Annotated in this window: 16 protein-coding genes and 1 pseudogene; 5 read left to right on the top strand and 12 right to left on the bottom strand. The window is 69.4% G+C overall.

The genetic code is table 11. The annotated features are described in order from the left end of the window. The first annotated feature begins 27 nt into the window (after positions 1-27). Complete coding sequence (locus ABGB11_RS21680; RefSeq protein WP_347635561.1) at positions 28-2,118, top strand: MMPL family transporter; 2,091 nt, start codon at positions 28-30, stop codon at positions 2,116-2,118. Between the two features lie 53 nt (positions 2,119-2,171). Here ABGB11_RS21680 and ABGB11_RS21685 read toward each other — a convergent pair whose 3' ends face one another. Together ABGB11_RS21685 and ABGB11_RS21690 are read right to left on the bottom strand one after the other, a co-directional pair. After that, positions 2,172-3,602, bottom strand: coding sequence for a HAMP domain-containing sensor histidine kinase (locus tag ABGB11_RS21685; protein WP_347635563.1), 1,431 nt, complete (start codon positions 3,600-3,602; stop codon positions 2,172-2,174). Beyond that, positions 3,599-4,291, bottom strand: coding sequence for a response regulator transcription factor (locus ABGB11_RS21690; RefSeq protein ID WP_347635565.1), 693 nt, complete (start codon positions 4,289-4,291; stop codon positions 3,599-3,601). The genes ABGB11_RS21685 and ABGB11_RS21690 overlap by 4 nt, the downstream gene beginning before the upstream one ends. 82 nt (positions 4,292-4,373) lie before the next feature. On the opposite strand from ABGB11_RS21690, the pseudogene ABGB11_RS21695 reads away from it, so the two are divergent. Further along, positions 4,374-4,644: pseudogene (locus tag ABGB11_RS21695) on the top strand (transposase); the annotation flags it as partial. Between the two features lie 175 nt (positions 4,645-4,819). Here ABGB11_RS21695 and ABGB11_RS21700 read toward each other — a convergent pair. Next, a complete protein-coding gene (locus ABGB11_RS21700) occupies positions 4,820-5,203 on the bottom strand; it encodes a DUF5997 family protein (protein WP_347635567.1) in 384 nt (127 codons plus the stop codon). Between the two features lie 54 nt (positions 5,204-5,257). On the opposite strand from ABGB11_RS21700, the gene ABGB11_RS21705 reads away from it, so the two are divergent. After that, positions 5,258-5,941 (top strand): LysR family substrate-binding domain-containing protein, encoded by a 684-nt coding sequence (locus tag ABGB11_RS21705; protein ID WP_347635569.1) that lies wholly within the window; start codon positions 5,258-5,260, stop codon positions 5,939-5,941. A gap of 59 nt (positions 5,942-6,000) precedes the next feature. Here ABGB11_RS21705 and ABGB11_RS21710 read toward each other — a convergent pair whose 3' ends face one another. After that, positions 6,001-6,213, bottom strand: coding sequence for a hypothetical protein (locus tag ABGB11_RS21710; protein WP_347635571.1), 213 nt, complete (start codon positions 6,211-6,213; stop codon positions 6,001-6,003). A 306-nt stretch (positions 6,214-6,519) separates the two neighbouring features. Here ABGB11_RS21710 and ABGB11_RS21715 point away from each other — a divergent pair, with 306 nt between their 5' ends. Then, complete coding sequence (locus ABGB11_RS21715; RefSeq protein WP_347635573.1) at positions 6,520-7,827, top strand: phospholipase D-like domain-containing protein; 1,308 nt, start codon at positions 6,520-6,522, stop codon at positions 7,825-7,827. 195 nt (positions 7,828-8,022) lie between these two features. Here the strand turns inward: ABGB11_RS21715 and ABGB11_RS21720 are convergent, their stop codons facing one another. Genes ABGB11_RS21720 through ABGB11_RS21730 form a run of 3 tightly spaced genes read right to left on the bottom strand, consistent with a single transcriptional unit; the run spans position 8,023 to position 10,830 of the window. Next, the gene (locus tag ABGB11_RS21720) at positions 8,023-9,747 is read right to left on the bottom strand and encodes an FAD-binding protein (RefSeq protein ID WP_347635575.1); all 1,725 of its coding nucleotides are present in this window, start codon (positions 9,745-9,747) and stop codon (positions 8,023-8,025) included. Further along, positions 9,744-10,613 (bottom strand): shikimate dehydrogenase, encoded by an 870-nt coding sequence (locus ABGB11_RS21725; RefSeq protein WP_347635577.1) that lies wholly within the window; start codon positions 10,611-10,613, stop codon positions 9,744-9,746. Before ABGB11_RS21725 ends, ABGB11_RS21720 begins: the two co-directional genes overlap by 4 nt. Continuing rightward, complete coding sequence (locus ABGB11_RS21730) at positions 10,606-10,830, bottom strand: hypothetical protein (protein ID WP_347635579.1); 225 nt, start codon at positions 10,828-10,830, stop codon at positions 10,606-10,608. Before ABGB11_RS21730 ends, ABGB11_RS21725 begins: the two co-directional genes overlap by 8 nt. A 332-nt stretch (positions 10,831-11,162) precedes the next feature. On the opposite strand from ABGB11_RS21730, the gene ABGB11_RS21735 reads away from it, so the two are divergent. Next, positions 11,163-12,062 (top strand): LysR family transcriptional regulator, encoded by a 900-nt coding sequence (locus tag ABGB11_RS21735; protein ID WP_347635581.1) that lies wholly within the window; start codon positions 11,163-11,165, stop codon positions 12,060-12,062. Positions 12,063-12,176: 114 nt separating this feature from the next. Here ABGB11_RS21735 and ABGB11_RS21740 read toward each other — a convergent pair whose 3' ends face one another. Genes ABGB11_RS21740 through ABGB11_RS21760 form a run of 5 tightly spaced genes read right to left on the bottom strand, consistent with a single transcriptional unit; the run spans position 12,177 to position 18,367 of the window. Beyond that, positions 12,177-12,887, bottom strand: a complete 711-nt coding sequence (locus ABGB11_RS21740; protein WP_347635583.1) for an ATP-binding cassette domain-containing protein — start codon at positions 12,885-12,887, stop codon at positions 12,177-12,179. Beyond that, a complete protein-coding gene (locus ABGB11_RS21745) occupies positions 12,884-14,710 on the bottom strand; it encodes an ATP-binding cassette domain-containing protein (protein WP_347635585.1) in 1,827 nt (608 codons plus the stop codon). Before ABGB11_RS21745 ends, ABGB11_RS21740 begins: the two co-directional genes overlap by 4 nt. Then, a complete protein-coding gene (locus tag ABGB11_RS21750; RefSeq protein WP_347635587.1) occupies positions 14,692-15,552 on the bottom strand; it encodes a hypothetical protein in 861 nt (286 codons plus the stop codon). The genes ABGB11_RS21745 and ABGB11_RS21750 overlap by 19 nt, the downstream gene beginning before the upstream one ends. Next, positions 15,552-16,796 (bottom strand): ABC transporter substrate-binding protein, encoded by a 1,245-nt coding sequence (locus ABGB11_RS21755; protein ID WP_347635589.1) that lies wholly within the window; start codon positions 16,794-16,796, stop codon positions 15,552-15,554. The genes ABGB11_RS21750 and ABGB11_RS21755 overlap by 1 nt, the downstream gene beginning before the upstream one ends. Then, positions 16,793-18,367 carry an amidase family protein gene (locus tag ABGB11_RS21760; protein WP_347635591.1) on the bottom strand — a complete coding sequence of 525 codons (1,575 nt, stop codon included), beginning with the start codon at positions 18,365-18,367 and terminating at the stop codon, positions 16,793-16,795. The genes ABGB11_RS21755 and ABGB11_RS21760 overlap by 4 nt, the downstream gene beginning before the upstream one ends. Positions 18,368-18,389: the final 22 nt, after the last annotated feature.

Raw genomic sequence — 18,389 nt, forward strand, 5'->3', positions numbered from 1 at the left:
CCGGCCGGTCGGTTGGCCGGTCGGTGGGTGCCGTGGTTGGTGATCGGCTTCTGGATGGTGCTGGCGGCGTTCATGGTGCCGCTGAGCGGAAAATTGAGCTCGGTCACCACCGACAGCGCCGTGGACACCCTGCCGGCCAGTGCCGAGTCCACCAGGGTGGCGGTGCTGGAGGACAGTCTCCCCGGCGGTGACGAGAACACGTTCGTCTTCGTGTACCACCGCGCCGGCGGCATCACCGACGCCGACCGCGCGACGGTCGAGCACCACTACAACACCCTCGCCAAGCGGTACCCGCCGAAGGCGGCGGCCCCGGCCGGCGGCGAGGACGAGGGCCCACCGACGAGAGCCTCCACCGACGGCGAGGCGATGATGTTCACCCTCCCGGTGAGCGCGACCTACGGCGAACCGGAGGCCATCGTCGGCCCGTTGCGCGACGCCGCGAAGGACCGCCCCGCCGGCCTGGAACTCGACGTGACCGGCCCGGCCGCGATCGACGGCGACATGGACGCCGTCTTCGACGGCATCGACCTGCAGGTCTTCCTCACCACCGTCGTCGTCGTCACGCTCCTGCTCATCCTCACCTACCGCAGCCCGGTGTTGTGGTTGATCCCGCTGGTGGTCGTGGGCGCGGCCGCACTGACCGCGATGGCGACCGTCTACCTGCTCGTCAAGGGCTTCGGCATCGTGGTCAACAGCCAGAACTCGGCGCTGCTGACGATCCTTGTATTCGGCGTCGGAACGGACTACGCGCTGTTGCTCATCGCCCGGTACCGGGAGTCACTGCGCCACCACGAGAACGTCCGGGTCGCGATGGTCCACGCGCTACGCGGCGCGGCGCCGGCCATCGTCGCGTCCGCGGCCACCGTGGTCGCCGGCCTGCTCTGCCTGCTCGTCGCGGACCTGAACAGCACCAGCGGTCTGGGCCCGATCGGTGCGGCCGGCATCCTGTGCGCGCTGGTGGCCATGCTGACGCTGTTCCCGGCGGTGCTCGTGGTGCTCGGCAGGCGGATCTTCTGGCCGGCCATCCCGCGGTTCAGCACGGCCGTGGAGGAGAAGCCGGGGCTGTGGGGACGGCTCGGCACCGCCATCAGCCGCCGCCGGTGGGTGGCCGCGCTCGGCTCGCTCGGAGTCCTCGGCGTGCTCGCCGTCGGGCTGGCGGGCAACACCGGCGCCCTGCGGGAGCAGGACCAGTTCCTGTCCGCGCCGGAGTCGGTCAGCGGCTTCACCGTTCTGCGCCAGCACTTCCCAGAGCTCGGCGGCCAGCCGATGACGATCTTCACGCGGCCCGCGTACCAGGAGCGGGTGCTCGACATCGTCAAGGACACGCGCGGTGTGGCCCTGGCCATCCCGGAGGAGACCAGCGGTGGCTGGGCCAACATCTCCGCGTTCCCGGCGGACGCGCCGGAAACCGCCGCAGAGTACGACACGATCAAGCGGGTGCGCACCGCCGTGCACGCGGTGAGCGGGGCGGAGGCGATCGTCGGCGGGCCGAGTGCGGAGAACCTCGACACCGAGGTGACCACCAGCCGCGACGAGAAGCTGGTGATCCCGCTGGTGCTCGCCGTCGTCCTGATCGTCCTCGGGCTGCTGCTGCGCGCGATCGTGGCCCCGCTGGTCCTGATGGCCACCGTGATCGTCTCATTCGCCGCGGCCTTCGGCGGCAGCGTGTTCGTCTTCGACACGATCCTCGGGTTCAAGGGGATCGACTATTCGGTGCCGCTGCTGGCATTCCTGTTCCTGGTGGCGCTCGGCGTCGACTACAACATCTTCCTGACCAGCCGGGCCCGGGAGGAGACCGTGCCTCTCGGCGCCAGACAGGGCATGCTCAAAGCCCTCTCCGCCACCGGTGGCGTCATCACCTCGGCAGGCGTGGTCCTGGCGGCCACGTTCGCGGTCCTCGCCACACTTCCGCTGGTGATGCTGATCGAGGTCGGGTTCCTGGTCGCCTTCGGCGTCCTGCTCGACGCCCTGCTGGTGCGGTCGGTCCTGGTGCCCGCCCTCACCCTGCTGATCGGCCGGCGGATCTGGTGGCCGAGCCGGCTGTCCCGTCCGGCTTTGGAGCTGCCGGACGGTCAACAGTCGCTCGCCGACGACGAGGAGCCCACGCTGCAACGGTGAGCGCGGCGGCACGGACGAGATCCGGGACGGGGACCCAGGCCCGTCCCGGTGTCCTACCCGGTGGTGGGCCGCGCGATCGGGGCGGGCGGGGCCGCGGCCGGAAGGTCGACCCGAAGCAGCGCGCCACCGCGTGCGGAGCGGGCGACGGTGGCCCGGCCGCCGTGGGCGTCGACGACCCGCTGCACGATCGACAGCCCCAGACCGGATCCCGGCAACGCCCGGGCGCTGTCGGCACGGTAGAACCGGTCGAACACCCGCGGTGCGTCGGCGGCGTCGATGCCCGGCCCGGCGTCGTCGACCTCGAGCACCGCCGACTCGCCCTCTGCCCGGAGCCGGACCTGGACCGGCTGGTCCGCGGGGGACCACTTGCCGGCGTTGTCGATGAGGTTGAGCACCGCCCGCTGGAGCGCGGCGGGACGCCCGCTCACCCACACGGAGGTCACGTCGAGCGCGACCTCGATGTCGGGCACGCGGGAACGCGCCCGGGTCGCGGCGGCCACCACCACGTCGGCGAGGTCGAGCAGCTCGGTGCTCTCGTCGCTGACGTCACCGCGCGCCAGGTCGGTCAGCTCGGCGGCAAGAGTGCTCAACTCGGCCACCTGGGCGCCGAGATCGTTGAGCAGCCGGGTCCGGCTCTCCGCCGGCAGTGCGCTGTCCAGGGTGCCGCGCCGATCGAGCCGGATCAGCAGCTCGACGTTGAGGCGCAGGCTGGTGAGCGGGGTCTTGAGCTCGTGGGCGGCGTCCTCGGCGAGCAGCCGCTGGGCCCGCCGGGAGTCCCGGAGCGCGGCGAGCATGTCGTTGATCGACTGGATCAGCCGCCGGATCTCCCCACCGCCCTCATCCGGGATGTCGGCGTCGAGATCCCGGGTGTGCGCGACACGTACCGCGGCGGCGGTCAGCCGGTCGATCGGTGCCAGCCCGGTCCGCGCCACGGTCCGCCCGACAAGGGCGCCGCCGACCACGCAGAGCAGCCCGATCAGCAGCATGACCAACCCGAACCGGGTGATCGGGCTGTCGTCGTCGGCGGCGCGGGCCACCTGGACCGCGCCGTCGCCCACCCGCAGCGTGTAGATGAGGTAGCCGCCGCTGTCGTTCGACTCCACCAGATCGGCCGACGCTCCCTGCGCCACGCGCCCGGCGTGCTCGCTGACCGGGGGCAGCGCGGGTTGGCCGGCCGGCGTCCGGGTCGAGCCGTCGGGCAGGATGACCCGCACCAGCCGACCGGATCCGAGATACGGCGGTAGCTGGACCTGCGCCAGACCGGCGCGCTCCGCGTTCGCCGCCAGGACGCGGGAGTCGTCGCGTAGCTGATTCTCGGCGGTGTCCTGCAGCTCCCAGTTCAGTAGCTCGATGCCCGCCTGGAAGGCCGCGAACACGCTGACCGCGATGGCCGTCGCCGCGATCACCGTCAGCCTGGTCCGCAGGGACCGCCGGCGCCACCATCGGGCCAGCCGGCGCGGTCCCCGGCCGGCGGGCCTGCTCACGGAGGAGTCTCCCGCAACGTGTATCCCAGGCCGCGCAGCGTGTAGATCAATCGCGGCTCGCCCTCGGCCTCCATCTTGCGGCGCAGGTAGCTCACGTACACCTGGAGGTTGTTGGCGGTGGCGCTCATGTCGAAGCCCCAGACCGCCTCGAACAGCGCGTCGCGGGTCAAGACCCGGGTGGCGTTGCGCAGGAGGACCTGCAGGAGGGAGAACTCGGTCCGGGTCAGGTGCAGCGGCCGCCCGCCACGCCACGCCTCGAACCTGTCGGGATCGAGCCGGACGTCGGCGAACGACAGGATCTGCGACTCCTCGTCGGGCGGCGTGCGCCGACGCAGCAGGGCCCGCACCCGGGCCAGCAACTCCTCGGTGGCGAACGGCTTGGGCAGGTAGTCGTCGGCGCCCGCGTCCAGCCCCGCGACCCGGTCGGAGACCTGGTCACGGGCGGTCAGCATCAGCACCGGCAGGTCCCGACCCGCGGCCCGCAACCGCCGGCAGGTCTCCAACCCGCCGAGGCGGGGCAGCATCACGTCGAGGATCAGCAGATCCAGCGTGTCACCGCCGGCCCCACCGACCCCGTCGAGCACGGCGAGACCGTTGGCGACGGTGCTGGTGTCGTAACCCTCGACCTGGAGCACCCGCTCCAGCGACTCACGAATGGCCCTCTCATCGTCCGCGATCATGATCCGCACGCCGGCCCGCCCCCTTCCAGTCGAGGCTTTTGCCGCTCATTGTCCCCGACCAACCTGAGACCAGGATTAACGCGTCGCCGGGCTGGATGAGCCAGGCCTCCGGGCGGGGCACCGGTCAGGGCGGGTGGAGCCGTGGCGGGAGGCCATGGCGTATGTGCGGGGTCTGCTGGCCGGGCTGGAACTCAAAGAACGGGTGGACGCTGGCCGAGTTCGCCGGGGACAGCGCGCCGGATGCGACGCAGCGGTTGCTGCGCAGGGCGCGCTGGGACGCCGAGGGTCTGCGGGACGACCTGCGTGAGTCCGTCGTTCAACACCTCGGGGACCTGGCCGGGGTGCTGGTCGTGGACGAGACCAGAGCGCACCTGGTTTGGTGAACGCGGTCCCGGTCTTGTGGGCGGGACGTCCAGCAGGCGCGGCCTCGGGGGCTGCGCTTGCTGGGCATCACGTCCGTGCAGGGCGCCTTGAGCAATGCGGCGTACCTCGCGAGCGGTGGGGCGGCGGTGCGCGCAGCGGGCGGGATCGCGTGGGTCAGGCCTTGGCGCGCTGCTGCTTGAGGCGGAGTTCCTCCTTGCGGACTTCGGCTTGGACGGCTTGCTCGCGTTCCAGCCACTCGGGCCTTTCGGCCTTCAGGTTCTCGATCTCGGCCGTGGTGAGGGGACCCGTGATGCCGGCGCGGGCCAGACCCGAGATGGAGACGCGAAGCTTGGCGGCGACGACCTGGCGGGGGTGGGGACCCTCACGGCGCAGATTCGCCAGCCATGAAGGCGGGTCGGCCTGGAGCGCGTTCAATTCGTCCCGGGAGACAGGACCTTCCTGGAACTCGGCAGGTGCTGCCGACAGCAGGATCCCCAGCTTCTTGGCCGCGGTCGCGGACTTCATGGTCTGCGGGGTCTTTGCCTTGGACGTGCCCATGACCCAAGGGTAGCCAGCGGGAGGTAACCGTCTGGACGTGACTAGGGTGGCGGAGTGACCGATGGTGAGTTCCGGCTGGCCTACGTGCCGGGCGTGACGCCCGGAAAGTGTGCCCGGGTGTGGGCCGAGCGGGTCCGGGAGGTGCCGCTTCGCCTGCTGCAGACGCCGGTGGCCGAGGTCGTCCCCCTGCTGCGGAACGGTGGCGTGGACGCGGCGTTCGTACGCCTGCCCGTCGACCGCGAGGCACTCCATGTGATCCCGCTGTACCTGGAGACGACCGTGGTCGTGGTGCCCAAGGATCACGCGGTGGCCGCTGTGGAGGAGGTGGAACTCGCCGATCTCGCCGACGAGGACGTGTTCGAGCCACTCGACGACGTCTTGACCTGGGACGACCGCCCCGGACAACCTGCCTTCACCCGTCCTGAGAGCACCGCCGGCGCGATCGAGCTGGTGGCGTCGGGAGCCGGCGTCCTGCTGGTCCCCCAGTCTCTGGCCCGCCTCCACCACCGCAAAGACCTCACCTACCGAACCGTGACCGACGCCCCTCAGTCCCAGATCGGCCTGGCCTGGCTCGACGCCGTGACGACCGACCTCATGGAGGAGCTGATCGGCGTCGTCCGCGGCCGCACCCCCAACAGCTCCCGTGGCCGCAACCCCCGGCAACAGCCCGCCCGTAAAAAGCCACCGCAACAGCGCCCCGCCCCCAAGCACCGTCGCCAGAAGCGCCGGCGGAGGTGACGAGCGTCGCACTGGCACCCGCCCACCAGAGAAGGCCGAGTATGTCCAGGTGAGGGCGATTATGGGGCTGGCAAGGGGTCGGCCATGGCGCAGATGGATTTCGGGTTGATATTCGAGGCATCGCCCACCGCCTCGGTGGTGCTGTCGCCAGATCTGGTGTTCCGGGCGGTGAACCGCGCCTTCGAGAACATCACCGGCCTCCCCGGCTCCATCGCATGGTGGCCGAGCAGCTCGGTGACGCCGACCTCGATGTCGCCGTTCCCGACGAGCACGGAGAGCCTGCCTCGTGCGATGGCTTGGACGTCGTCTCCCAGTGCCCGGGCGACCGGATCCAGGAAGCGTCGACGGGGAGCCTTGCCCAGCGCAGCAGTTCTCGCAGGCACAGCGGCTGCCGTGCGCAAGACAGCGCCCGAAAGTTTCCGGTTCCGGATGGGATGGTTACTATGATCAACTTGTCCCCGGAGCAGTCGCACGTGGGGGCGTGACCTCAGCCGGCAATCGTGCTTGTCAGCGCCACGCCCGAACATGGACGGCTTCGCCGTGGCCCACGCAGCTCCCCCCACAAAAGGAATAGTTCGGTGTTCTCAAGGGCGCCCCTGGCCGTGGCCGGCGCAATGCTCTCGGCCGCCCTCCTGCCTGCCTTGTCCCTGTCCAGTCTCCCCGCCGCAGCTTCACCCGATGTGGCCGCCGCCCCTGCAGCAGCCAATCCCGCCCTTGTGAACGACCACGTTCTGTTCACCAAGGACGACCACACGGCACTCACCCGGCATGCCAGGACCCTGATCGACGCTGTCCCACGGGGCGCGAGGATCAGCCTCCCCCTCTACTATTTCAACCGAGACGAGATCGTCACCGCGCTCATCGCCGCCCACCGGCGTGGAGTCGACGTGCGGATCGTCATCAACGGCAGCGAAACGGGGAAGGCGCAGTTCAAAGCCCTCAAAGCCGCCAAAATGAACGTCACTGTATGCGGCAAGCCGATACCGAACGGGTCGAGCCACATGTCGGACCGCGGCTGCATAGCCAACCGTTCCGAGAAAAACGACCCCGACGCCACCGCCTACTCCCGTCTACATAACAAGTTCATGACCCTCTCGAAGGTGAGCCTGTCGAACGGCGACGTCGCGCAGAATGTCGTCTGGCTCGCTTCGGCGAACTTCGACCACACCACTGCATACGAGGATTCCTTCACTTTTCGCAACACCGAGGTCTACGGCTTCTACAGGGCCTACTTCGACCACATGAGATACTACGCCGGGACGCCCGGAAAGAAGGCCTACGGAACGAACGCCAGGGATAGTCAGACCACCACTGCGGACGGAATGTACAAGGCGCACTTCTTCCCTCGCCACGAAGCTACGGGCCAAGGATTCTTCAGCGGGTCCAACGACCCCATCGTCGCTGCGGTGGGTAAGGCGAAATGCTCTACCAAATCCACTGGCGACGTTATCAGTGTGGCGAATTTCCGGATCTCCAGGAGGCCGGTCGTCAGCGCCCTCAAGGCTGCCAAGAAGCGCGGCTGCACCATCCGGGTGGTCACCGGCGACGTCGCGGCCGACAACGGCAAGCCGTACGCGGCGCTCGTGGACCTCGACAAGGCGGTGGGCGTACGCGTCTGCGGCCCGGCGACTCGCAAATCCTACATGCACGAGAAATTCCTGACCATCACAGACGGTAAAGCCTCGCAGCTTTACCTCGGAAGCCAGAATTTCACCTACGCTGCCCTGCGGCAGCAGGACGAGAACGTCCTGCGGGTGGCGAACCCTAAGGTGGTGGCGAAGTATGCGGACCACTTCCAGAGCCTCCACGGTTACTGCCCGACCTGGAATGCCTCCACCTTCACACCTACCACTCCACAAGACATGGAAATGGAAATGGACGAGTAAACAGTCAGGGCACCAGGTCACTCGTTGCCTGCTCGGCGACAGCCGGTGGCTGCATGGGAGGGCGTGGTGGCGGTCCGACGGCTCAGCAGGTCGAGCACATGGACGTGGTGCCGCCGGCGGCCACACGGTCCTTACCGGGCTCGGCCTGGAGCTTGGCGATTCATCGCCCCCGGTCGACGGGCGACCGGCCTGACGTCACGCCAGAGGCGTCGCCTTCGCGGATGCGTGAGCGGCGTGGCGCGCCGCGAGGTAGCCGAACGTCAGAGCGGCGCCCAAGGGACACCCTGCCCCCGGGTATTCCGAGGCCATGATCGAGTTGGCGTCGTTGCCGCAGGCGTAGAGGCCGGGGACGGGCTCCCCGCCACCGGTCAACACCCGCGCGTCGGTGTCGGTGCGCAGGCCGAGTGCCGTCGCGAGCGGGGTGGGGACCACCGCGATCGCGTAGAAGGGGGCCTTTACGATCGGGCCGAGGTTGCCGTTCGGTGCGTGGGCGGGGTCGCCGAACTGATGGCCGAAGGGGCTCTGTCCCTTGCCGAACTCCTCGTCGACGCCGGTGCGGGCGAATCGGTTGGTCTCGGCGACGGTGCGCTCGAGCCCGCCGGGATCCACGTCGATGGCGGCCGCGAGGTCCCGGATGGTCCGCCCGGTGTGCAGGTAGCCGGCGCGCAGGTAACGCTTCAGCAGCGCCTTCGGCAGGTGGGGGCGGATCATGCCGAGCCCGTAGCGCGCGAGGGTCCCGGAGTCGAGGACGAGCCAGGCCGGGATGGTGGGCACGGCCTTGTGGGAGTCGTACATCGCGCGGGTGAACCGGTGGTAGGACACCGACTCGTCGACGAACCGGCGGCCGGTGGCGTTGACGGCGACGATCCCGGGCTTGCCCCGGTCCCAGATGTGCGGGAACACGACGGTGGAGCCGTCCCGGCGGCGGCCGATGGAGCTCGGGAACCAGAGGGCGTTGTCGTCCGGCGACTCGCCGAGGGCGCCGCCCACGGCCCGGGCGAGCGCGATCGAGTCGCCGGTCGCCCCCTCGCCGGCACGGGTGAACTGCGGGGTGGGCCGGGGCAGGTACCGGGCGCGCAGCTCGGGGCTCGCCGCGAACCCGCCGGCGGCGAGCACGACGCCTCGGCGCGCGGCGATCCGCACGGTCCGCCCGCGGTGGGATACCACGGCGCCGACCACCCGGCCCTCGGTGCCGGCGACGAGTTCGGTGGTGCGGGCGGTGAACCAGACCTCACCGGACCGCCTCCGCAGCTGGTGGTAGAGGTGGGCGACGAGCGCGTTGCCCATCGCGAGCCGCGTGCCGCGCGGGTAGCGGAGCCGGTCGCGGGCCCAGCGGGCGCCGAGCCGCAACGCGACGGCCATGCCGCGGACCGAGCCGTCGAAGATCGTCAGGAGCCGGTCGGCCTCCGAGCGGCGGACCATGAGGGTTCCGTGGAACAGGGCGAACTCGGGAACCGGGGGGCGCACGCGGCCGAACCCCGCCTTTCCGAGCCTGCGGCCGTCGAACGTGTGGGGCTCGAGTGCGCGACCGATACCCGAGCCCGGGACCTCGGGGTGGTAGTCGACCACGGTCCTCGAATGCCAGAACCCGACACCCAACCGCTCCAGGTGCTCGATCGCTTCCGGCGCATGCCGAAGGTAGGCCTCACGGAGCGCGCGCGGGGCGCGGTCGCCGACGAGGGCGTCGAGGTAGCGGGACGCCTCTGCGGTGTCCGCGGCCGGGTCGTCCTGCATGCGGTGTCCCGGAACCCAGCAGCTGCCTGCGGAGTAGGCGGTGGTGCCGCCGAGCCACTCAGTCTTCTCCAGGACCAGGACCGACAGTCCCTCCCCCGCCCCCACGACCGCGGCGCCGAGGCCGCCTGCCCCGGAGCCGAGGACCAGCAGGTCGACCTCGTGGTCCCATGCGTGGTCGTCACTCATCGCTTTCCTTCTCCTCGGGTGAGGGCGGCGAGGTGGCGCCGCATGCGGTCGAGGTCGGGCACGGCGCCGGTGAGCAGAGCGAGCGTCCGCGCCGCCTGGGCGACGAGCATCGCGCCGCCGTCGAGCACCCGGCAGCCGGCGGCACGGGCGGCCCCGAGCAGCGCCGTGTCGAGGGGGCGGTAGACGACGTCGGCGACCCAGTGCCGATCACGGAGGATTCCGGCGTCGAACGGCAGTCCCGGATGCCCGGTCATCCCCACGGGGGTGGCGTTGACGATGCCGTCGGCGTCCGCGAGCGCGGCAGGAACCGCCTCCGCCGCCAGCCGGTGGATCTCGCCGGTGGGGAACGTGCCCCGCAGCCGGGCCACGAGCGCGGCCGTCCGATCGGCGTCGGCGTCGGCGATCGAGACGCCGGCACCGGCCCCGGCGAGGGCGTAGGCGACGGCGGACCCGGCTCCCCCGGCGCCGACCACGACGACCCGGCCGAGCCGGACGCCGGGCAACCCGTGCCGCACGCCGGCCAGGAAGCCGCTGTGGTCGGTGTTGTGCCCGGTCAGGCGCCCGTCCCGCACGCTGACCGTGTTGACCGCGCCCAGCGCCCGGGCGTCGGCGGACAGGTCGTCCAGCTGGGCGAGCACGGCCTGCTTGACGGGATGGGTGACGTTGAAGCCGGTCACCCCGCCACGGACGGCATCGCGCAGGGTCCAGCCAGGCGGAAGGTCATCGAGATCGAGCAAGGAGTAGCGGTAATCGAGCCCGAGCGCGCGGGCCTCCCGTTCGTGCAGGGCCGGCGAGAGCGAGCCGCCGATACCCGCTCCGACCAGCGCGATCCGGTGGTGGGCTGGGTCGAGGACGACGTCAGACACGGGCGCCGCCGAGGAGGGCGCGGTTCGCCCGCAGGTCGCGACAGGCGAAGTCGACATCGGACAGGCCAGCCTGCGGGACCTCAACGCCGAGCGGCGTCCCCGCCGGCGCGGCGGCCACCGGTTCGGCCAACGGAAGCTCGGGCGAGCTGCCGAGGAAGGCGGAGGTCGCGGCCTTTCTCGGGACGTTACGAGTAGCGGCCGATGCCGTGGTGGACATGGCGTTCCCTTCGAACCGGCGTCGTCGAGAGAACCCGGCCCGGGAGGCGGTCGAGCCTGGCGGGTCCGGTCGTCAACGAGCGTCGCAGCCGGAACTATGCCGTGTCCAATACTCAGTTCCACAAACACCATGCTTGCTGCACACACAATCAGCTCAGAGGACTGGTACTCGGTTCTCGGAGTGGTCGCGCCACTCCCTGCTGCAGTCCTGGGCGACTGTGTGCCACCCACTCCGAGACTGTGCGTGGAGTTCTACAATCACAAATCCACTGTGCTGATTCGGAACTATATGTGGGACGCGGGGCGGCGCAGGCCCTGTTGTCGGGAGGTTGGGTGCTGGAGATCCGCTGGCTCGAGGCCTTCATCGCGGTCGCCGAGGAGTTGCACTTTGGTCGTGCGGCGGCGCGGTTGCGGCTCGCGCAGTCCCCGCTCAGCCAGACCATCCGAAGGCTGGAGAAAGAGTTGGGGACCAGGCTGTTCGACCGCAGCACCCGCAGCGTTGCGCTCACTCCGGCCGGGCACGCGTTCCTACCGTACGCGCGTCGCGTGTTCGAGGAGCTGGAGCTGGGCCGGCAGGCGACCCGGGCAACCGACGGCGTCGTCTACGGCACGGTCTCCATCGGGTTCTCCGGGGCTCTGAACCACCTCACGCTGCCACCGCTGACCAGGGCGGTCCGTCAGCGGTTCCCGGATGTCACGCTGTCGCTGAACGGTGGGGTGATGACCCGGGACGGTGTCGGGCGGCTTGAGCGCGGTGGGTTGGACATCGCCTTTGTCGGGTTGCCGATCGATCCGTCGCCGGTGCGGACCCGGCTGATCGGCCGGGAACCGCTGGGCGCGGCACTGCCCATCGACCATCCGCTGGCGGGGGAGGCCGCGATCGATCTGGCCGACCTGGCCGATGACGGGTTCATCACCACACCGGTCGCGGCGGGCTCGGCACTGCAGCAGGTCGCGATGCAGGCCTGCGTGGCGGCGGGCTTCCGGCCGCGCATCGTGCAGGAGATCACCGACCCGTACATGATCCTCACCCTGGTGTCGACAGGTGTCGGCGTCGCGCTGATGTCCTCCGAGGTCGCCCAGATCATGCCCTCGGCAGCGGTGTTCGTGCCACTGCACGGAGAGCCGACCTACATGGACCACGGCCTGGCCTGGCTCGAGGAGAACCCGTCCCCGGTGATGCGCGCCGTCCTCGACATCGCCGAAGAAGTCCTCCCCACTCCTCCGACCTGATTCGGCTGCACGGCGTCGACCTGGTCGCCTGCAGCGACGTCGACCCGGCCCGGGCCGCCCGCTCGAAGCCCGGGCCGGTGAACACCTCGGCGAGTACGTCGTACAGCAGCCGCGTCACACCGCGAGGTAGCGACGGTGGAGCTCGTCGTCAGTGAGTAGCTGGTCGGCGGGTACCGTCGTGACGATCTGACCCTTCACCATCACGCTTACCGTGTCGGCGAGCGCTGCCACGAAGTCCAGCCGGTGCTCGATCACGATGACGGAGAGCCCGGAGTCATGCTTCATCTGGATCAGGTGGTCCAGCAGGTCCTGGACGAACGAAGGCTGCACGCCCTCGGTCGGCTCGTCGAGCACCAGCAGCTTTGGGCGCCGGAGCATCACCCGGGCGAGCTCCACCAATCTGCGCTGACCACCGCTGAGCTCGATGCCGGCGTGCGTCAGCCGCTGCCGCAGCGCCGGAAAGAGTTCGTCGACGACGGCGAGCGCCTTCCGCTCCGCCTCCGAGCGACGCCAGGTGCCGATCCCCACCATGAGGTTCTCGAGCACCGTCAAGGTCGGAAAGACCGCGCTGTCCTGACCGATGTACGCGATGCCCCTGCGGGCCCGCTTGGTCGCTGACAGGCCGGTGATGTCCTCGCCGAGGAAGTCGATCCGCCCGCCGGTGGTCCGGAGCAGGCCGGTCAGCGTGTTCGCGAAGGACGTCTTGCCGGCGCCGTTACGCCCGACCAGCCCGATCGCCTCGCCATCCGCGAGGTGCAGGTCGACACCGTGCAGCACTGGAGTGATGTCGTGCGCCGCGCGTAGCCCGGTCACGTCGAGGCTCACGAGACGGCCCTCCCCAAGTAGATGTCCAGCACCCGCTGGTCCGCGCGCAGGTCTTCCATCGAACCCTCCAGGAAGACCGAGCCCTCGACGAGCAGCGTGACGTCGGACTCCAGACGTTCGACGAAATCCATGTCGTGTTCCACGACGACCACGGTGCGCTCCCGGCCTAGATCCCGGATCGCGTCGGCGAGGGCGGCCGTCTCGTTCGAGGTCATCCCGGCCGCCGGTTCATCGAGCAGCACCACGCCGGGCCGGGCGGCGAGGACCATCATCACCTCGAGCACCTGCTGGGTGCCGTGCGACTGCGCACCGGCGAGGTCGGCGGGAAGCGTCAGGCCGAGCCAGCCGCTCAGCTCCCTGCTGCGGGCTGTCGCCCGGGCGGCGTTGCGATCGGCGCTGTACGCGGCGAGCCAGATGTTCTCCCGGACGCTCAAGGCCGGGAAGACGCAGGGCGCCTGCATCTTCAGGCCGACTCCGAGCCGGGCCCGCCTGTACGGCCGCATCCGGGTAACGTCCCGCTCACCGAGGTGGACCCGGCCGCTCGTCGGCGAGAGCCGCCCGGTCAGCACGGCGAAGAACGTCGACTTGCCGGCCCCGTTCGGCCCGATGAGGCTGCGCACGCCCCGGTCGAGCGAGAGGTCCACATGCTCGACCGCTCGGACGCCGCCGAAGTGCTTGCTCACCGCTGCGGCGCGCAGTTGCGGAAGGGGCCCCTCGGTACGGCGCGGGAAGAGGCCCGGTAGGGCCTTCAGGTCGTAGGACGGCTGGTCACTGACATCGGGGCCGGCACGGTTCAGCAGACGCTTGACAAGCGAGCCGGCACCAGGAACGAGCCCGTTGGGAAGGACCAGCACGAACACGATGAGGATGACCCCGAGCGCTATCGGGCCGTGCCCGGCAAGCGGCGCGGAGCCGCCGATGGTGAGCCGGTCGGAGTAGGAGTTGATCGCGTTGATCAGCACCGCGCCGACGAAGGCGCCGCCGAGCGAGGTGCGCCCGCCGACGAGCACCCAGATGGCGACCGAGCCGGCCAGGGAGAGCGCGAACAGGTCGGGGGTCACGATCTGTTGCCAGGACGCGAACAGTACCCCGGCGACACCTGCGATCGCGCCACCGATGGCGAAGCCGATGAGCCGGTACGCGCGGACGTCGAACCCCAGCAGTTCGGCTCGGGTCTCGTTGTCGGCGGTGGCCAGCACGATCCTTCCCAGGGGCCGACTGAGCAGAACCCGGATCGCCACGTATGCGGCCAGAGCGACCAGCACGACCACCACGAAGAGCGTGTAGCCCGAGAGCATCGCCGTGCCGAACTGCAGCGGGCGGATGCTCGCCATGCCGTTGTACCCGCCGATCGGCACATCGCCGATCTTCCACTGTGGTCCGGACATGGAGGTGACCATGATGCCGAAGATCAGCGTCATCGCCATGGTGACGATCGCGACGAACAGGTCGGTGATCCCGCCGTAGAACATGCAGTATCCGAGCAGAGTCGCGACCAGAGTCGCGGCACCGATGCCGACCGCTATGCCGACCAAGCTGCCGGCGGTGCCATCGATGTTGCCGACCGCGATGCCGTAGCCGTAGGCGCTGACCGCGAAAAAGGCGGCTTGACCAAAGCTGAAGATGCCGAGCTTGCCCCACACGAACGACATGCTCAGCGCGAGCAGGCCATAAATTATCCAGGATGTCGCCCGGTCGAGTAGCGAATAGTCGAACCACTGGGCGACCAGCAGCACGACCACGGCCGTGAAGGCGACCAGCAGCAAGTTGCCCCGGGTCCCGAGGAAACAGGAGCGTACGCCGCTCATACCTTCGACCTCCACTTCGCTGACATTCCTTGGGGAAGGAACCGAAGCACGACCATGGCCACCACCAGTACGGCGACGGTGCCGAGGAAAGGGTTGGTGAGAACGCTGGCGGTGTACTGCGAAACACCCAGCAGCGATCCCGCCGCGGTGGTTCCGGTGAGCGGGGCCGCCCCTCCCGTCACGACCGTGAGGAAGGCGAGCGGGAGGTAGGAGACACCCATGAACGGCTGCACTGCGATCACCGGGGTGAGCAGCGCACCGGCGAAGGCCGCACACGCACTTCCCAACGTGAAGGTGGCGGCGTTGATTCGCACAGGGTCCATGCCCAGAGTGCTGGCCACGCTCGGCGCCGATGACGCCGCCCTGGCTCGAGCGCCGTACATGGTGCGGGTGAAAACCCACCACAGCACCCCGACCAACACTCCGGTCATGACGATGAGGAACAGTTGGTACTGGGGGATGAAGTATTGGCCGACCTTCCAGGAACCGCCCATCGAGCCGATGCCCGCCGGGCTGGTACCGAAGCCGATCAGATAGCCCTGCTGGAGCAGCAGGCTGAGCGCGAACGTCACCAAAAGGGTGTCGACCAGCCGGCCGTAGAGCGGGCGGATCAGCAGCCGTTCCACGATCAGGCCGAAGATCGCGCCCACCAGCGTCGCGATCACCACGGCCAGCGGGAACGGGATGCCGTTCCGGTCGCACACCAGGACCGCGAAGGCACCGAGCGCGACGAACTCGCCGTGGGCGAAATTGATGATGCGCATGAACCCGAAGATCACTGCCAGACCCGCCGCGACCAGCACAAGGGTCGCGACGGTGCCGAGCAGGATGACGGTTCCGTTGAGAACCGCGTCCATCAGGAGACCAGCTGGGTGTGTTGGTCCGGGTTGGCGATCAGGTCGCAGGAGGGCTCGGCCACCAGGTTCTCGATGGTCTTGATGATCTCGAACCGGCCTGAGCCGTTCACCTTGGCGAACGAGATGTTGTGCGAGAGCTGGTGGGTCTTGCCGTCCATGGTCAGGGAGCCCTCGGGGCCTTTGACCGTGAGGCCCGCCTCGAGAACCTTGGTCACCTTGTCCAGATCAGTACTGCCGGCCTTCTCGACCGCGGCGGCCCAGAGCTTCCAGGCCGTGTAGGACGTGGCGATCTCGCTGTTGACGTACTGCACGTCCGGGTACTTGGCCTTCGCCTTGGCGACGAAGTCCTTGCTCTCCTGGGTGTCGATCTCCTCGTAGTAGTTCAGCGCGGACAGGATGCCTTGGCTGTCGGCGGGTCCGAGCTTGAACTGCTCGTTGCCGAGACCGAACGTGGGCGCTCCGGTCCAGAGCGTCTTGTTCAGGCCGGTCGAGGCCATCTGCCGGTGGAAGTTGAGGTGATCGTTGCCGACCAGGTGGGAGATGATGAAGTCGGGCCGGGCCCTCTGGATCTTCGCGACCGTGGTGCCGAAATCGGAGACGTCGAGGGGAAAGAGCTCGGACGCGACCACCTGACCACCGGCGGCCTTGGCGAACTTCTTGGTCAGGTCGGTGGCGATGTGGCCGTAGTTGTAATCGGCGGCGAGCACATAGACCTTGGGTCCGTGCTCCTCGATCATGTGCTCCACCAGTGGTTTGACCTGCTGGCTCGGCACGATGCCGGTGCTGAAGACGTTCTTGTCGCACAGGCCGCCCTCGTACTGGTGGTTGTAGAACAGCATCTTCTTCGCCGGCGTCACCATCGCGCGGTAGGCCTCGCGCTGGTTCGAGGCACCGCCGTTCATCAGCGTCGTGATCGACGGGTCGCGGAGCAGTTCTCGAGCGTTGGAGGTCCACACCGCGACGTCGGTCTTGCCGTCGAGGAACTTGAGCTTGATGTCCTTGCCGAGGACACCGCCTGCGGCGTTGAGCTCTTCGACCGCCAGGTTCATGCCCTGGATCGTCGGGGCGCCGTAGGTGGCGAAGGCACCGGTCTTGTCGGCGATCGCCCCGACGGTGATCGTGTTGCCGCTACCGGGGGACTTCGGGCCGCACGCGGCCAGGACCGGGGATGCCACGGCGAGCGCCGAGACCGCCAGGCCGCCCTGCAGGAAGCCTCGCCTGGAGAGAGGGGGCTGCTGACTCATCGCTGCTCCTTTGTGAGTCGTGTGGGACTGATCGTGGGAAGGGGGTGCCAGCCGTGCAGCGCCTCCCAGGTCGCCGCGACCGAGATCAACCGGTCGTCGGCGAAGTGGGGGGCGACGAACTGCACGCCGACGGGCAGCCCGTCGGCGACCGCGGCGGGGATGCTGATCGCCGGATGTCCGGAGACGTTGGTCGAGGGCGAGTTGGCGAGCATCGTCCAACCGCGCAACACGTGCTCGGCCAACCCGACGTCGGGGGCGGCCTTGTGGGCGGTGTGGGTGGCCGTAGGCATCACCAGGACGTCGACGTCTGCGAAAGCGCGGTCGAATGCGTCCGTGATACGCGGCGCGAGGTTCATCGCCCGGCCGTACAGGGAGCCGAAATGCTCGTTCCGCATGTAGGCGCCGAGCATTCCGGTGAGCTTGACGGTGGGCGGAAGCTCGGAACCGGAGGCCTTCAGGGCGGGCCCGAGCGCACGGGCCAGCGCGACATCGTAGCGGCCCTTGGCGTGGTACCCGTTGCCGTGCGCCGCGAGCATCGCACTGGCCCCCTCGACCAGCGCGACGAAGTTCATCTGTCGGCCGAGCGCATGTTCGGGGATGGAGACGTCGGTGATCCTCGCGCCTGCCGCGGCGAGTTGGTCGATCACGCCGCGGACCGCCCCGTTGGTCTCCGCGGTCCCCGGGGGTGAGTCAGGCCGGGCCGCGGGAAACCCCTCTGCCAGGACGCCCACGCGCAGGCCGGCGAACGACTCGGGCGCCCGCCGGACGGCGTCGACGTAACCACCGGCGGTGAAACCCGGCTGTTGCCGCGGATCCGACGGGTCGAACCCGGCGACGGCCTCGAGTCCGCGGGCCAGGTCCTCGGCCGTCGTGGCCAGCGGACCGACGTGGTCGAAGGCCCGGTCGAGCGGGACGATCCCTGTGTACGGCACCAGTCCGTACGTCGGTTTGAGACCGAGCACCCCGCACCACGCGGCGGGCAGCCGGATCGAACCGCCCTGGTCGGTCCCGTAGGTGATATCGATGCCGTCGTAGGCCAGTGCCGCGGCGGAGCCGCCCGACGAGCCGGAGGCCGTGCGCCCGGTATCGAAGGGGTTACGGATCGCGCCGAAGGCCGAGGTCTCTCCCCCGCCGGAGAACGCCATGTCGTCCATGTTGAGCATCGCCACGATCTCGCCGCCCGCTTCGAGCAGGCGGCGGGTCAGTACCGAGTCCTCGTCCGGAACGAACCCCTGGAGCACCCGGGAGCCGCAAGTCATCGGCACGCCCGCAACGGCGATCAGGTCCTTCAAGCCGATGCGCTTGCCGGCCAGGACGCCCTCCCCCGCGCCGGTGACCCGGACGTGCCGGATCACGGCGTTGAGGGGGTCCTCTTCCCGGCTCGCGCGGGCACCGACCGCACGAACGGCGGGGAAGGTGTCCGGGGCCGGCTCCGAGAGTGCCTCGAATTCCTCGAGCGTCTCGATCTGCGAGGCCATCAGCTCGACAAAAGCGTCGACCTCCCTCTCGTCCAGCCTGAACCCCGCCTGGACGGCGAGGGCGCGCACCTCTTCTCGGTCCGGATTGCGCATCACGTACTCCTTCGGTTGCCGC

Origin of the sequence: Actinomadura sp. B10D3 (genome assembly GCF_039871695.1) — a bacterium.
Classification (GTDB): domain Bacteria; phylum Actinomycetota; class Actinomycetes; order Streptosporangiales; family Streptosporangiaceae; genus Spirillospora; species Spirillospora madurae.

Excerpts from the sequence above, each read along its gene's own strand:
- ABGB11_RS21700 (WP_347635567.1), bottom strand. The coding sequence starts at position 5,203 with ATGGGCACGTCCAAGGCAAAGACCCCGCAGACCATGAAGTCCGCGACC.
- ABGB11_RS21720 (WP_347635575.1), bottom strand. The coding sequence starts at position 9,747 with ATGAGTGACGACCACGCATGGGACCACGAGGTCGACCTGCTGGTCCTC.
- ABGB11_RS21730 (WP_347635579.1), bottom strand. The coding sequence starts at position 10,830 with ATGTCCACCACGGCATCGGCCGCTACTCGTAACGTCCCGAGAAAGGCC.
- ABGB11_RS21750 (WP_347635587.1), bottom strand. The coding sequence starts at position 15,552 with ATGGACGCGGTTCTCAACGGAACCGTCATCCTGCTCGGCACCGTCGCG.
- ABGB11_RS21755 (WP_347635589.1), bottom strand. The coding sequence starts at position 16,796 with ATGAGTCAGCAGCCCCCTCTCTCCAGGCGAGGCTTCCTGCAGGGCGGC.
- ABGB11_RS21760 (WP_347635591.1), bottom strand. The coding sequence starts at position 18,367 with ATGCGCAATCCGGACCGAGAAGAGGTGCGCGCCCTCGCCGTCCAGGCG.